Here is a 14,058-nt window from a genome sequence, read left to right as displayed (position 1 = left end):
CAGATGTTGCAAACAATCGCGGGGCAAGCCCGCTCCCACAGGACTGGCGTGGGAGCGGGCTTGCCCCGCGATTGGACCTCAAGCCCTGGCCAGCTCCGGCAAGTCACCGCTAAGCCCCAGCGCCTGACGCACGAACATCGCCTTGGCCTCAGGCATCTGCTCCACCAGCTTCAAGCCGCTGTTACGCAACCAGCGCAACGGCAACGGGTTGGCCTGGAACAATCGCTCGAAGCCCTCCATCGCCGCCATCAGCGCCAGGTTGTGCGGCATGCGCCGGCGCTCGTAGCGGCTCAATACCTTCACATCGGCCAGACGCTCGCCACGCTCGGTGGCGCGCACCAGTTCCTCGGCCAGCACCGCGGCATCGAGGAAGCCCAGGTTGACCCCCTGCCCCGCCAGCGGGTGAATGGTGTGGGCGGCATCGCCGATCAACGCCAGGCCCTCCTCCACATAACGCTTGGCATGGCGCTGGCGCAGCGGTACGCACACCCGCGGGTCCGCTTCCAGCACCTCGCCCAGACGCCCCTCGAAGGCACGCTCCAGCGCAGCGCAGAACGCCGCGTCGTCCATCGCCATGGCCTGCTCGGCCTGCTCCGGAGTAGTCGACCAGACGATCGAGCACCAGTCCTGCTTGCCATCGCGATCGAGCGGCAGGAAGGCCAGCGGGCCTTCGTCGGTGAAACGCTGCCAGGCCGTGGTGCGGTGCGCTTCGCTGCAACGCACGCTGGTGACGATGGCGTGGTGCAGGTAATCCCACTCGCGGGTTTCGCAACCGGCCAGGCGGCGCACCGCCGAATTGGCGCCGTCGGCGGCGATCACCAGCGGCGCTCGCAGTGTGCGGCCATCGGCGAGGGTCAGCAGCCACTCATCGCCGGAGCGGCGCAGCTGCTCCAGGCGAGCGTTGGCCAGCAGGCCGACATCGCTGTCGTGCAGGCGCTCCAGCAGGCCATCCTGGATGACCCGGTTTTCGACAATGTGGCCGAGCACCTGGGCATGCACGCTGGCCGCCGAGAAGTGGATCTGCCCGGTGCCACTGCCATCCCAGACATGCATGTCCGAGTACGGCGAGACCCGCCGCCGGGCGATGCCGTCCCAGGCGCCAAGGCGCTCAAGGATGCGCTGGCTGGCCGCCGATAGCGCACTGACGCGAGGCTCGAATGGCGCCTGGGCATCGAAAGGCTTGACCGACAGCGGGCCGCCATCGAGCAGGAGGATTTCCAGGCCACTGTGGCGCAGGGCCAGGGCCAGGGCGCTGCCGACCATACCGGCACCGACAATCAAAAGATCTGCGCGCATTTCCATGCCTTACGCCTGCCTCGCTTGCGGCTTGAGCCGCACATATAGGGTTTTGTCGACCCGCGCCACCAGCTCGCCGGCGCCATCGCGGATCTCCACCTGCAACCTGGGCAGGTATTTCTTGCCGCTGGCGGTCTGCTGGCGAATCTCGTCCAGCAGCGCGTCGTCGACGTGGAATTCGGCGTACACCGGGCCCTTGCCCGGCGAAATGAAATCGATGCTGGCGGCCTTGTCCCAGACGATGTATTCGCGCCCCAGCTGCTCGATCAGCAGCAGCATGTAGAACGGGTCGACCATCGAGTACAGGCTGCCGCCGAACTGGGTGCCGACGTAGTTGCGGTTCCACCGCGTCAGTTTCATGCGCACCTTGACGCTGCGCATGTCCGGGCTGATGGCCAGGACACGGATGCCGGCGCCCAGGTAGGGCGGGTAGCAGTTGAGCAGCCAGCGCAGCAGGCGGGCCTTGCGCGCGAGCTTGCGGGGATCACTCATGGGCGGCCCCGCGGGTCGGGGCGGGTGCCGAGGCCCATGGCCTGGCGGGCGAACCAGCTTTTTGCCGGTGGCAACAGGTCGAGGCCCAGCAGGCCGAGGTTGCGCCCGGTGGTGATCAGTGGCTGGTTGCTGCCGAACACGCGGGTGACCTGGTCGGAGAAGCCGATGGTCAGCGCCTGGTCGAGCCGCTGGCGCTGCTGGTAAGCCTGCAGGGTGGCCAGGTCGCCGGGTTGTTGCGGGCCGGCCAGCAGTGCGTCGGCCAGCGACTGCACGTCACGCAGCGACAGGTTGAAGCCCTGGCCGGCAATCGGGTGCAGGCTGTGGGCGGCGTTGCCGAGCACTACCAGGTGCGGGCGCACCTGCTCCTGGGCCTCGACCAGCGCCAACGGGTACAGGTGCCTTGCGCCCACCTGACGCAAGGCGCCGAGACGGTAGCCGAAGGCGTCCTGCAGTTCACGCAGGAAGCTGCGCTCGTCAAGCTCGGCCAGGCGTCGGGCGTCCATGCCCTGGCGGGTCCAGACCAGCGCACAGCGGTTTTCCGGCAACGGCAGCAACGCCATCGGGCCTTGCTCGGTAAAACGCTCGAACGCCTGGCCGCGGTGAGCCTCGCCCGGAGTGATGTTGGCGATCAGCGCGCTCTGGTCATAGGGCGTGCTGCGCACATGGATGCCCAACTGTTCACGCAAACCAGAGCGGCCGCCGTCGGCCAGCACTGCCAGGTCGCACTCCAGCGAAGTGTCGTCGTCCAGTTGCAGGCGGTAGCCGCCGGCGATGGCCTGCATCGCCTTGACCTCGGCCGGGCAGCGCCAGCTCACCACCTCGTTGTCGATGGCTTGCCACAGGCACTGGCCGAGCCAGGCGTTCTCGACCACGTAACCCAGCGCCGGCACGCCCTCTTCGCGCGCATCCAGGCGGGTGGCGCCAAAGCGGCCACGGTCGGATACCTGGATCTGGCTGATCGGCTCGGCGCGGCGGCTGATGGCCTGCCACAAGCCCAACTGCTCGTAGATCTGTCGGGTGCCGTAGGACAACGCCGAGGAGCGCGCGTCGTAGCTTGGCTGGAAGCTGTCGCCCGGGGCGAACGGCTCTATCAGCAGGATTTTCCAGCCGCGGGCCTTGGCCCCGGCCTGGAGTGTGAGGGCAAGGCTGGCGCCAACCAGCCCGCCACCGATGATCGCCAGGTTGACCCGGCTCATGCCACAGCCTTGCGGGCATCGAGCATCAGCGCTTCGATTTCGGCGATGGTTCTCGGCACGCCCGAGGTGAGGATTTCACAACCTTGCCTGGTGACTACCACGTCGTCTTCGATCCTTACGCCGATGCCGCGCCATTTCTTCGCGACGTTCTGGTTGTCGGCGGCAATGTAGATGCCCGGCTCGACGGTCAGGGCCATGCCCGGTTCGAGCACGCGCCACTGGCCACCGACCTTGTATTCGCCCACGTCGTGCACATCCATACCCAGCCAGTGCCCGGCGCGGTGCATGTAGAAGGCGCGATAGGCCTCGCTGTCGATCAGCGCCTGCACCTCGCCCTTGAGCAGGCCCAGTTCCACCAGGCCCTCGGTGATCACCCGCACGGTGGCCTCGTGGGCATGGTTCCAGTGCTTGCCGGGGGCGATCACCGCGAAGGCCGCGGCCTGGGCCGCGAGCACCAGTTCGTAGATCGCCGTCTGCTCCGGCGAAAAACGCCCGTTGACCGGGAAGGTGCGGGTGATGTCGCTGGCGTAGCAGTCGATCTCGCAACCGGCGTCGATCAGCACCAGGTCACCGTCCTTGAGCGGCGCGTCGTTCTGCTGGTAATGCAGGATGCAGCTGTTGCGCCCGGCCGCGACGATCGAGCCGTAGGCCGGCATCTTCGCCCCACCCTTGCGGAACTCGTAGTCCAGCTCGGCTTCCAGGCTGTATTCGTGCAGCCCGGCGCGGCAGGCCTGCATGGCCCGCACATGGGCCCGCGCCGAGATCGCCGCGGCCTCGCGCATGACTTTCACTTCCGCCGCCGATTTATACAGGCGCATGTCGTGCAGCAGATGATCCAGGGCAACGAATTCGTTCGGTGGCTGCGCGCCCAGGCGGGCCTTGGAACGGATCACGTTGATCCAGTCCATCAGCCGGCGGTCGAACTCGGGGTTGCTGCCCATGGCGCTGTAGACCCGCTCGCGGCCTTCGATCAGGCCGGGCAGGATCTCGTCGATATCGGTGATGGGGAAGGCGTCATCGGCACCGAAATCGCGCATCGCACCGTCCTGGCCGGCGCGCAAGCCATCCCACAGCTCGCGCTCAGGGTTGCGCTCGCGGCAGAACAGCACGTACTCGCCATGCTCGCGGCCGGGGATCAGGGCAATCACCGCCTCGGGCTCGGGGAAGCCGCTGAGGTACTGGAAGTCGCTGTCCTGGCGATAGACGTGCTCGACGTCGCGGTTGCGAATGGCAACGGCGGCGGCGGGCAGGATGGCGATGCTGTTGGGGACCATCTGCGCCATCAGCGCCTTGCGCCGACGGGCGTACTCCGCCTTGGGTATGTGGCTCATGGGCAAACGACCCCGAATCGATCAGTGCAGCGATGGCTTGGGCGCGGGCGCGGCCGGGGCGGCCAGCTGGGTGTACAGCAGCAGCGGCGCGACACGCAGGTACTCCATGACTTCCATGTAGTCGCTCTCGCCGTCCTCGGACTCTTCCAGCGCTTCCTGGACTTGCGAGATGGCTACCAGGTCCTGGAGCACTTCCTTGGCATCGGTGGACAGGTCCTTGCCGCCGGCGTTCAAACCGAAACCGGTGATGAAGCCCTGGCACCACTGGCCCAGCGCGGTGGCGCGGTCGCTCAGTGCGGCATCGTCGGAAGGCAGCAGCAGCACGATGGCGACGTCTTCGCCGGTCAGCTCGGCCTTGACCATCTCCTGCAGGCCGACCAGGGCATTGCGGACCGTGTCGCCGGGTTCGGTTTCCAGCAGTTGGGCGGCGTCGGCCAGCCAGGCATCGGCATCGAAGCCGGCACCGGCGCAGCTGCGGCCGATCAGCAGGCCATGCAGCTCGGCCGGGGTGACAGTGTGGCCATTGCTGGACAGCAGCATGGCGAAGGCGATGTAGGGCGATTGGGTATTGGGCATGGGCAGCTAGGCGCCAGACGGCGCAATGACTAGAATGAAGGCCTTGTATCCTAGCACCGGCAGGCGCGCCAAGACCATCAGCACTGGCCGCGTGGCGACTGTGCGGGCATGATCGCAAGGTGAGTCGACGATGGAGCGAATCGAGTGCAACCCATGCAAGAGAACGACCTGCAAGCGCTGATGAGCCGGTTCGAGTCGCTGATCGAGCGGGTCGAGCAACTAAAACGGCAAAACGCACTCTTAGTAGCGCAGGAAAAAACCTGGCGCGAGGAGCGCGCCCACCTCATCGAAAAGAACGAGATCGCCAAGCGCAAGATCGAATCGATGATCCTGCGCCTCAAGGCCCTGGAGCAAGACTCATGAGTTCAAGCAATAGCGTCACCGTCCAGATCCTCGACAAGGAATACTCGATCATCTGCCCGCCCGAGGAGCGCAACAACCTGGTCGGCGCCGCCCGTTACCTCGACGGCAAGATGCGCGAGATCCGCAGCAGCGGCAAAGTGATCGGTGCCGACCGCATCGCGGTCATGGCCGCCCTGAACATCACCCACGAGCTGCTGCACCGCCAGGACCGACCGGAAGCGGCCAGCAGTGGTGGCACCACCCGCGAGCAGGTGCGTGACCTGCTGGAACGGGTCGATCAGGCGCTGTCCGACGATCCGGTTAGCAAAAGCGACTGAGATTGGTATACTGGCGCCACTCCCTGGGGGATGCGCCAGTCGGTTATGTCCCTGAGCCGATACGCACAACCACGGGGGTTGCACGCTGGGGCCGGTGTGCATGTCCGCCCGACGGAAAGCCTTAACGCCCCCTGCAATCTCCACCTTGAACTTTCGGGTTCAAGGGCTACACCGATAGCGGTCTTGTCGGGGAGCCTGCATTCAGAACTGCCCGCCTCCAACGGCGGGCTTTTCGTTTCTTCAGGGATCGCCCGTGCCATGACCGACACCGCGCCGCTCACCCGCCCCCAGCTTCGCCGCCTGCTGCGCAATGCGCGCCGCGCCCTCACACCCGCCCAGCAAAGCCAGGCCGCCCTTGGCCTGTACCGCCAGCTGGCGCAGGATCCGGTGTTCCGCCGCTCCCGCCACATTGCCCTGTACCTGCCCAACGACGGCGAGATCGACCCGCGCCTGCTGTTGCGCGAGGCCCACAAGCGCGGCAAGCGCGTCTACCTGCCGGTGCTGCACGCCTGGCCACGCACGCGCATGGTGTTCCAGCGCTTCGAGCAGGGCGAGAAACTAAGGCCTAATCGCTTCCGGATCTCGGAGCCGATGATCGAGCGCAAGCGCCAACGACCAGTCTGGGCGCTGGACCTGATCCTGCTGCCGCTGGTTGGCTTCGATGAAATGGGGGGGCGCCTGGGTATGGGCGGTGGCTTCTACGACCGCAGCCTGGCCTACCTGGGGCGGCGCAAGGCCTGGAAGAAGCCGTTGCTGCTGGGGCTGGCGCACGAATGCCAGAAGGTCGAACGCCTCGCTCAGGCCAGCTGGGATGTACCGCTGCGGGGGACGGTCTCGGACCGTGACAGGTACCTGGCGCCGAGGTGATCAGGCTCGAAAATGTGGATCAGCGCCGCTGTTGCGCCGGGTCGACCGGCATCTGCTGGCTGGCGGCGTCCAGCTTGCGTTCCCACAGGCCCTGCGCATAACCGGTAGTCACCACGCCCAGGCCAAAAATGAAGGCGAGGATCCAGAGCAGGTCCGGTTTACGTTGTTTCATCGAATGCCCCCCTAGGCAAACTGTCCGTGCTCGGCGCCTTTATGGGTGGCGGCCGGAGCGTCTGTCTTTAAAATCGGCGCATTTTCCGCCAACGTGAGCCCACACGCAAACGTTGACGCCAACCGGCTGTCGGTTTGATGCAACGAGTTATTTCAAACCCTTTCAGGAGCAGTATCCATGGCCTACTGGCTGATGAAATCCGAGCCCGACGAGCTCTCCATCGAAGGCCTGGCAAAGCTCGGCAGCGCCCGCTGGGACGGGGTACGCAACTACCAGGCGCGCAACTTTCTGCGGGCCATGAGCGTCGGTGACAAGTTTTTCTTCTATCACTCCAGCTGCCCGCAACCCGGCGTGGCCGGCATAGCCCGGATCAGCGCCGCCGCCTACCCGGACCCGACCGCGCTGGACCCTGCAAGCCACTATCACGACCCCAAGGCCAACGCCGACAAGAACCCCTGGAGCGCCGTGGACGTAGAGCATGTGCAGACCTTCCGCCAGGTACTCGGCCTGGGCCTGCTCAAACAGCAGGCCGCCCTCGAAGAACTGCCGCTGGTGCAGAAGGGCAGCCGCCTGTCGGTGATGCCGGTGACCGCGGCCCAGTGGGCGGCGATCATCGCCCTGGGCCGTTGATCACTGCACGATCAGGTTGTTGAACAGCAGGTCCTCGACGATCGGCTTGCCCTCTTCGGCTTCCATCACCTGCTGCACTTGCTTGAGCGCGTCCTGGCGCAGTTTTTCCTTGGCTTCGACGTTGCTCATGTTGTCCACACCCTGCTGGGTGAACAGCGCCACCAGCTGGTTGCGGATCAGCGGCTCGTGGTGCTTGACCGCGGCGGCGGCGGCATCGCCGGTCACGCGCAGGGCAACGTCGGCCTTGAACACACGCAGCTTGGGGCTGCCGTCGAGGGCATAGTTGCCGACGAAGGGCGGGCTGAGGCTGATATAGCTCACCTTGGGCGCCCCTTCCTTGGCCTCCTCGGCCATCGCCGCGGCTGGCAGCATCAGGGCCAGCACCATCAAGATCCACGCTTTCACCAATTACGCTCCTCAATACAGTTGGCGCCAGCTTACCCAGCGCGCCGGGCAAACCCAAGCCCGGGCTTATGCCGGCACATCAGGGCGGACCATGCTCGTTGACCCGCCAAACGGCCCTCCTACACTTATCGGCCACCACACGCAAAGGAATAGCCCTGATGAAAGCCTTGTTGTGCAAAGCCCTGGGCCCGGCGCGGGACCTGGTTCTGGAAGAGGTCGCCAGCCCCGCGCCGAAGAAGAACGAGATCCTGCTCGAGGTGCATGCCGCCGGGGTCAACTTTCCCGACACCCTGATCATCGAAGGCAAGTACCAGTTCCAGCCGCCCCTGCCGTTCTCGCCCGGTGGTGAGGCGGCCGGCGTGGTCGCAGCGGTCGGCGAGAAGGCCGGCGCGTTCAAGGTCGGTGACCGGGTCATGGCCCTGACCGGCTGGGGCGCTTTCGCCGAGCAGGTGGCGGTGCCGTTCTACAACCTGTTGCCGATCCCCGCGGGCATGGACTTCACCACCGCCGCCGCCTTCGGCATGACCTACGGCACCTCGATGCACGCGCTGACCCAGCGCGGCCAGCTCAAGGCCGGCGAGACCCTGTTGGTGCTGGGCGCCTCGGGGGGCGTGGGCCTGGCTGCGGTGGAAATCGGCAAGGCCCTGGGTGCTCGGGTGATCGCGGCCGCCAGCAGCGCCGACAAGCTGGCGGTGGCCAAAGCAGCCGGGGCCGATGAACTGATCGACTACAGCCAGGCCAGCCTGAAGGACGAGATCAAGCGCCTGACCGGCGGCCAGGGGGTGGACGTGGTCTACGACCCGGTGGGCGGTGCGTTGTTCGACCAGGCCGTGCGCGGTTTGGCGTGGAAAGGGCGGCTGCTGGTCGTGGGCTTTGCCAGCGGCACGATCCCGCAGCTGCCGGTGAACCTGGCGCTGCTCAAGGGCGCGGCAGTGATCGGGGTGTTCTGGGGAGCGTTCGCCCAGCGCCAGCCGGAGGACAACGCGGCCAACTTCCGCCAGCTGTTTGCCTGGCATGCCGAGGGCAAGCTGAAGCCGTTGGTTTCGCAGACCTATGCATTGGCTGAAGGGGGTGCGGCGATCGAGCGGCTGGCGCAGCGCCAGGCGGTGGGCAAGCTGGTGGTGGTGGCCCGATAGACCTCATCGCGGGGCAAGCCCGCTCCCACGCGCGGCAGCTCGATCTCGGCCCTTGGCGTGGGAGCGGGCTTGCCCCGCGATCAGACCTCACGCAGGTTATGGCAACGCCTGAACCGCGCCTCCAGGTTGCGGTCCGGCATCTGGTGGCTGCGCAGGGCATTGAGCGTCTGCTCCACATATTCGCGCGTGGTGCCATAGCGCCCTGTGGCGCTGGCGAGGATCTGGCTGAACAGGGTGTCTGGCAGGTTACCCGCGTAGCACGGCAGGTGCCTTTCCAGCACAAAGCCCAGGGCCTGCACCTTACTGCCGTCACCCAGGCGGCAACTGAGCCAGTGCGGGCGATAGGCCGGATAAGGCATCTCGCGTTGCCACAGGGCCATCAGCGAATCGTCCAGGTTGCTCTCGTCCAGGCGGTAGGCGAAACCGCTGCACGAACCGCCACGATCAAGGCCGAACACCAGCCCAGGGCATTCCGGGGTGCCGCGATGCTCGTGAGACCACAGGTAAAGGCCACGGTGATAACCATGCACCCGCGCCCGCTGGCGCTCGACCGAATTGCACTCAGGGCGCCAGATCAACGAGCCATAGGCGAACAGCCACACCGGGCCACCCGTGTGCTGGGCCATTGTTTGCTGCATCGAGTGCTGCAGTTGTTCGCGGGTCAATTGCTGCCCGAAATCGAGTGACGGCGGATATGAGATTTGCCAGGACAAACTTTCAAGTGTCGACATGAGCTGCCGCCATTATTTCCTGTGAACTACTGAAGTGCGCGTTCGATCGCGATTACTGCAGAGCCTGAACCAACGTATTCGCGGCTAAACCCGCTCCTACAAGAGCAACGCCGGCCCTGTGGGAGCGGGTTCACCCGCGAATGCCACTGCGCCTAACGTAAAGTAGATCGCACGTCGGTCTCAAGCCTGAATGCAAGATTTCATTAAATCTTCCGCCGAACGGGAAGTAATGTTTCGAGTATAGCGAAAGTTATTAACCGTCTCGGCAATAATCCACGCCATATAATCAACGGGAAAAAAGTTGGTTATTAATAACGGCACACCCTTGCGGTGTGCCGCCGGGTATCAACCGCGCGGCGCGTAGGCGAAGACGTCGGCGCGCATGCGATGCGGGTCCATGCCGGCTTCTACCAGGGCATCGAGGGTGGCGTAGACCATGTTCGGCGAGCCACTGGCGTAGACGTGTACCTGGTTGAGGTCACCGATGTCTTCGCAGACCGCTTCGTGCAATAGGCCGCAACGCCCTTCCCAACCGCACAGGTCGCTGACCACCTTGTGCAGGAACAGGTTGGCCAGGCGCTCCCACTCGGCCCAGTGCTCGATCTGGTAGAAGTCCTCGGGCCGCCGCACGCCCCAGTACAGGTGCACCGGGTGCTTGAAGCCCTGGGCGCGGCAGTGCTCGACCAGGCTGTGCATCTGGCCCATGCCGGTACCGGCGGCAATCAGCACCAACGGGCCATCGGGCAGTTCGGCCAGATGCGCATCACCGAAGGGCAGCTCGATGCGCGCCAGGCCATTGCGTCGCAACTGCTCGATCAACTGCACGGCGCTGCTTTCACGAGCCAGCACATGCAGCTCCAGCTCACGCCCGCCATGGGGCGCAGAGGCCAGCGAGAAAGCGGCCTTGTCCGCCCCTTCACGCTCGATCATCAGGTATTGCCCGGCGTGGTAACGCGGCGGCTTGCCAGCGGGTGCGCGCAGGCGCACGCGCCAGACATCGCCACCGACGTCGACGCACTCGCTGACGGTGCAGGCCAGTTTGCGCACCGGCAGCTCGCCCAGGGCCAGCACACCGTCCCACAGCAAGACACAGTCCTCCAGCGGCTCGGCGATGCAGGTGAACAACTCACCGTGATCGCGAATGACGCCTTCCTGACGGATACGCCCTTCCACCAACAGCGCGGCGCAGACATGACAGTTGCCGTTACGGCAGCTGTTCGGGCAGTCGTAGCCCAGGCGCCGCGCCGCATCCAGAATCCTTTCGCCCGGTTCCACCGCCAGCACCGCGCCGGACGGCTGCAAGGTTACCTGCATCAATCTATTCCCAACTGATCCCACAGCTCATCGATACGGCGGGTGACGGCCTCGTCCTTGACGATGACCCGGCCCCATTCGCGTGTAGTCTCGCCCGGCCATTTGTGCGTGGCATCCAGGCCCATCTTCGACCCCAGCCCCGACACCGGCGACGCGAAGTCGAGGTAATCGATGGGAGTGTTGTCGATCATCACCGTATCACGCTTGGGGTCCATGCGCGTGGTGATGGCCCAGATCACATCGTTCCAGTCGCGGGCGTTGATATCGTCGTCGGTGACAATAACGAACTTGGTGTACATGAACTGTCGCAGAAACGACCAGACACCCAGCATCACGCGCTTGGCATGGCCTGGGTACTGCTTTTTCATGGTCACCACCGCCATGCGATACGAGCAGCCTTCGGGCGGCAGGTAGAAGTCGACGATCTCGGGGAACTGCTTCTGCAGGATCGGCACGAACACTTCGTTCAGCGCCACGCCGAGGATCGCCGGCTCATCCGGCGGGCGGCCGGTGTAGGTGCTGTGGTAGATCGGTTTTTGCCGATGGGTGATGCGCTCGACGGTGAACACCGGGAAGCTGTCCACCTCGTTGTAGTAGCCGGTGTGGTCACCGTACGGGCCTTCCGGGGCCATTTCGCCCGGGTGGATCACACCTTCGAGGATGATCTCGGCGGTGGCCGGCACCTGCAGGTCACTGCCACGGCATTTCACCAGCTCGGTGCGGTTACCGCGCAGCAGGCCGGCAAAGGCGTATTCGGACAGGGTGTCCGGGACCGGGGTCACGGCACCGAGGATAGTCGCCGGGTCCGCACCCAGGGCAACGGCCACCGGGAAGGGTTGGCCGGGGTGCTTTTCGCACCACTCGCGGTAGTCCAGGGCACCGCCGCGGTGGCTCAGCCAGCGCATGATGACCTTGTTGCGGCCGATCACCTGCTGGCGATAGATACCCAGGTTCTGCCGGTCCTTGTTCGGGCCGCGGGTGACGGTCAGGCCCCAGGTAATCAGTGGCGCCACGTCGCCCGGCCAGCAGTGCTGGATCGGCAGTTGCCCGAGGTCGACGTCATCGCCCTCGACCACCACCTCCTGGCACACCGCGTCCTTGACCACCTTCGGCGCCATCGACACGACCTTCTTGAAGATCGGCAGTTTCGACCAGGCGTCCTTCAAGCCCTTCGGCGGCTCGGGCTCCTTGAGGAACGCCAGCAGCTTGCCGATTTCGCGCAGCTCGCTGACCGACTCGGCGCCCATGCCCATGGCCACGCGCTCGGGGGTGCCGAACAGGTTGCCCAGTACCGGGATGTCGAAGCCGGTGGGTTTTTCGAACAGCAATGCCGGGCCCTTGGCGCGCAGGGTGCGGTCGCAGACTTCGGTCATTTCCAGGACAGGGGAGATGGGAACCTGGATGCGCTTGAGTTCACCGCGCTGTTCCAGGCCACGGATGAAGTCGCGCAAATCGCGATACTGCATGCATGAGCCTCGTATTGGCCGTATCGGTCGGGGGTGCAGAGTGTAGCGCCGTTGGCGGGGTAAAGGCCAAAAATGACTTGGGGCCGCTGCGCGACCCATCGCTGGCAAGCCAGCTCCCACAGGGTCAGGTGTGATCCTTGTGGGAGCTGGCTTGCCAGCGATGGGCTGCACAGCAGCCCCAGTTGCAGCCAGACGCGAAGCTTACTTGCGCTTCATCGACAGGAAGAACTCGTCGTTGGTCTTGGTCTGCTTGAGCTTGTCGACCAGGAACTCGATGGCGGCGATTTCGTCCATCGGGTGCAGCAGCTTGCGCAGGATCCACATGCGCTGCAGTTCGTCGTCGGCGGTCAGCAACTCTTCGCGGCGGGTGCCGGACTTGTTGATGTTGATGGCCGGGAACACACGCTTCTCGGCGATGCGGCGGTCCAGTGGCAGCTCCATGTTGCCGGTGCCCTTGAACTCTTCGTAGATCACTTCGTCCATCTTCGAGCCGGTCTCGACCAGCGCGGTGGCGATGATGGTCAGCGAGCCGCCCTCTTCGATGTTACGCGCGGCACCGAAGAAGCGCTTCGGCTTCTCCAGGGCGTGGGCATCGACACCACCGGTCAGCACCTTGCCGGAGCTCGGAATCACGGTGTTGTAGGCACGGGCCAGACGGGTGATGGAGTCGAGCAGGATGACCACATCCTTCTTGTGCTCGACCAGGCGCTTGGCCTTCTCGATGACCATTTCGGCAACCTGCACGTGGCGGGTCGGTGGCTCATCGAAGGTGGAGGCGACCACTTCGCCGCGCACGGTGCGCTGCATTTCGGTCACTTCTTCCGGGCGCTCGTCGATCAGCAGGACGATCAGGTGGCACTCGGGGTTGTTGCGGGTGATGTTGGCCGCGATGTTCTGCAGCATGATCGTCTTACCGGCTTTAGGCGGCGCGACGATCAGGCCACGCTGGCCTTTGCCGATTGGAGCGCACAGGTCGATGACACGACCGGTGAGGTCTTCGGTGGAGCCGTTGCCGGCTTCCATCTTCAGACGCTTGTTCGGGAACAGCGGCGTCAGGTTTTCGAACAGGATCTTGTTCTTCGCGTTTTCCGGGCGATCGAAGTTGATCGTGTCGACCTTCAACAGCGCGAAGTAACGCTCCCCTTCCTTCGGTGGGCGGATCTTGCCAACGATGGTGTCGCCAGTGCGCAGGTTGAAGCGTCGGATCTGGCTGGGCGAAACGTAGATATCGTCGGGGCCGGCCAGGTAAGAGGCATCGGCGGAACGCAGGAAACCGAAACCATCCTGGAGAATCTCCAGCACGCCGTCACCCGAGATCTCTTCGCCGCTTTTCGCGTGCTTCTTCAACAGGGCGAAAATCACGTCCTGTTTGCGCGAACGGGCCATGTTTTCGATGCCCATCTGTTCGGCCATTTCCAAAAGATCGGTAATCGGCTTTTGCTTGAGTTCAGTCAGGTTCATAAGGGGAGTGACGTAATCATGTAAGAAGGGAGAGAGTTAAGCTTTGGCTTAATGAGGCCGCGCCGCTAGATGGCGACAGGATCGCGTACTGATTCGAATTGGGATGCTTCGGCGACGGCGTGCAGAGGGCACTGAAAGAAGCAGTGCGAGGCCGAATGTAACACTTGCATTTTTCGACGTCTAGTGGTTTTGACCACACACATCGACAGGTTTTTATCTGGGCTGGCGCCATCGCGGGGCAAGCCCGCTCCCACGCAGATCAACTGCGACAGATAAAAAAAGCCCCGCATTTGCGGGGCTTTTTC

16 protein-coding genes and 1 other RNA gene are annotated in these 14,058 nt (G+C 64.6%); 6 read left to right on the top strand and 11 right to left on the bottom strand.

All coding sequences use genetic code 11. The features are described from left to right. Positions 1-78: 78 nt before the first annotated feature. Genes LOY51_RS01160 through LOY51_RS01140 form a run of 5 tightly spaced genes read right to left on the bottom strand, consistent with a single transcriptional unit; the run spans position 79 to position 4,891 of the window. Complete coding sequence (locus LOY51_RS01160) at positions 79-1,296, bottom strand: 2-octaprenyl-3-methyl-6-methoxy-1,4-benzoquinol hydroxylase (protein ID WP_189654548.1); 1,218 nt, start codon at positions 1,294-1,296, stop codon at positions 79-81. A gap of 9 nt (positions 1,297-1,305) precedes the next feature. Beyond that, positions 1,306-1,788: a DUF4442 domain-containing protein gene (locus LOY51_RS01155; RefSeq protein WP_125462176.1), complete on the bottom strand. Its 483-nt coding sequence runs from the start codon at positions 1,786-1,788 to the stop codon at positions 1,306-1,308. After that, positions 1,785-2,984, bottom strand: coding sequence for a 2-octaprenyl-6-methoxyphenyl hydroxylase (gene ubiH, locus LOY51_RS01150; protein WP_258644114.1), 1,200 nt, complete (start codon positions 2,982-2,984; stop codon positions 1,785-1,787). The genes LOY51_RS01155 and ubiH overlap by 4 nt, the downstream gene beginning before the upstream one ends. Next, the gene (gene pepP / locus LOY51_RS01145) at positions 2,981-4,315 is read right to left on the bottom strand and encodes a Xaa-Pro aminopeptidase (RefSeq protein ID WP_258644113.1); all 1,335 of its coding nucleotides are present in this window, start codon (positions 4,313-4,315) and stop codon (positions 2,981-2,983) included. Before pepP ends, ubiH begins: the two co-directional genes overlap by 4 nt. Before the next feature lie 21 nt (positions 4,316-4,336). Then, positions 4,337-4,891 (bottom strand): YecA/YgfB family protein, encoded by a 555-nt coding sequence (locus LOY51_RS01140; protein WP_258644111.1) that lies wholly within the window; start codon positions 4,889-4,891, stop codon positions 4,337-4,339. A 153-nt stretch (positions 4,892-5,044) separates the two neighbouring features. Between LOY51_RS01140 and LOY51_RS01135 the strand changes: the two genes are divergently transcribed. The 4 genes from LOY51_RS01135 (at position 5,045) to LOY51_RS01120 (ending at position 6,438) form a co-directional block, all read left to right on the top strand. Then, positions 5,045-5,254 carry a TIGR02449 family protein gene (locus LOY51_RS01135; RefSeq protein ID WP_110992146.1) on the top strand — a complete coding sequence of 70 codons (210 nt, stop codon included), beginning with the start codon at positions 5,045-5,047 and terminating at the stop codon, positions 5,252-5,254. Continuing rightward, positions 5,251-5,571 carry a cell division protein ZapA gene (locus LOY51_RS01130; RefSeq protein WP_125462172.1) on the top strand — a complete coding sequence of 107 codons (321 nt, stop codon included), beginning with the start codon at positions 5,251-5,253 and terminating at the stop codon, positions 5,569-5,571. The genes LOY51_RS01135 and LOY51_RS01130 overlap by 4 nt, the downstream gene beginning before the upstream one ends. Before the next feature lie 17 nt (positions 5,572-5,588). Next, positions 5,589-5,768, top strand: a non-coding RNA gene (gene ssrS, locus LOY51_RS01125) — 6S RNA. Positions 5,769-5,829: 61 nt separating this feature from the next. Then, entirely contained in the window at positions 5,830-6,438 is a 609-nt protein-coding gene (locus LOY51_RS01120; protein ID WP_125462171.1) for a 5-formyltetrahydrofolate cyclo-ligase, read from the top strand. Positions 6,439-6,457: 19 nt separating this feature from the next. Here LOY51_RS01120 and LOY51_RS01115 read toward each other — a convergent pair whose 3' ends face one another. After that, entirely contained in the window at positions 6,458-6,610 is a 153-nt protein-coding gene (locus LOY51_RS01115) for a hypothetical protein (RefSeq protein WP_189654507.1), read from the bottom strand. Positions 6,611-6,787: 177 nt separating this feature from the next. Between LOY51_RS01115 and LOY51_RS01110 the strand changes: the two genes are divergently transcribed. Beyond that, positions 6,788-7,240 (top strand): EVE domain-containing protein, encoded by a 453-nt coding sequence (locus LOY51_RS01110; RefSeq protein WP_258644108.1) that lies wholly within the window; start codon positions 6,788-6,790, stop codon positions 7,238-7,240. Here LOY51_RS01110 and LOY51_RS01105 read toward each other — a convergent pair whose 3' ends face one another. Continuing rightward, complete coding sequence (locus tag LOY51_RS01105; RefSeq protein WP_125462169.1) at positions 7,241-7,645, bottom strand: flagellar basal body-associated protein FliL; 405 nt, start codon at positions 7,643-7,645, stop codon at positions 7,241-7,243. A 158-nt stretch (positions 7,646-7,803) separates the two neighbouring features. Here LOY51_RS01105 and LOY51_RS01100 point away from each other — a divergent pair, with 158 nt between their 5' ends. Beyond that, the gene (locus LOY51_RS01100; RefSeq protein ID WP_258644106.1) at positions 7,804-8,781 is read left to right on the top strand and encodes an NADPH:quinone oxidoreductase family protein; all 978 of its coding nucleotides are present in this window, start codon (positions 7,804-7,806) and stop codon (positions 8,779-8,781) included. Between the two features lie 80 nt (positions 8,782-8,861). Here the strand turns inward: LOY51_RS01100 and LOY51_RS01095 are convergent, their stop codons facing one another. The 4 genes from LOY51_RS01095 to rho all read right to left on the bottom strand — a co-directional run bounded on the left by LOY51_RS01095 (position 8,862) and on the right by rho (position 13,753). Continuing rightward, on the bottom strand, positions 8,862-9,512 hold the full coding sequence (locus LOY51_RS01095; RefSeq protein WP_125462167.1) for a gamma-glutamylcyclotransferase: 651 nt from the start codon (positions 9,510-9,512) through the stop codon (positions 8,862-8,864). Between the two features lie 345 nt (positions 9,513-9,857). After that, on the bottom strand, positions 9,858-10,826 hold the full coding sequence (locus LOY51_RS01090) for a CDP-6-deoxy-delta-3,4-glucoseen reductase (RefSeq protein ID WP_258644102.1): 969 nt from the start codon (positions 10,824-10,826) through the stop codon (positions 9,858-9,860). After that, positions 10,826-12,292, bottom strand: a complete 1,467-nt coding sequence (gene ubiD / locus LOY51_RS01085) for a 4-hydroxy-3-polyprenylbenzoate decarboxylase (protein ID WP_110995705.1) — start codon at positions 12,290-12,292, stop codon at positions 10,826-10,828. Before ubiD ends, LOY51_RS01090 begins: the two co-directional genes overlap by 1 nt. 201 nt (positions 12,293-12,493) lie before the next feature. Further along, entirely contained in the window at positions 12,494-13,753 is a 1,260-nt protein-coding gene (gene rho, locus LOY51_RS01080; RefSeq protein WP_011536308.1) for a transcription termination factor Rho, read from the bottom strand. Positions 13,754-14,058: the final 305 nt, after the last annotated feature.

It is taken from the genome of Pseudomonas sichuanensis (assembly GCF_024749065.1).
Lineage (GTDB): Bacteria > Pseudomonadota > Gammaproteobacteria > Pseudomonadales > Pseudomonadaceae > Aquipseudomonas > Aquipseudomonas sichuanensis.
Note: the sequence above shows the minus strand (reverse complement) of the source record. Positions and strands in the feature narration are given on the sequence as shown.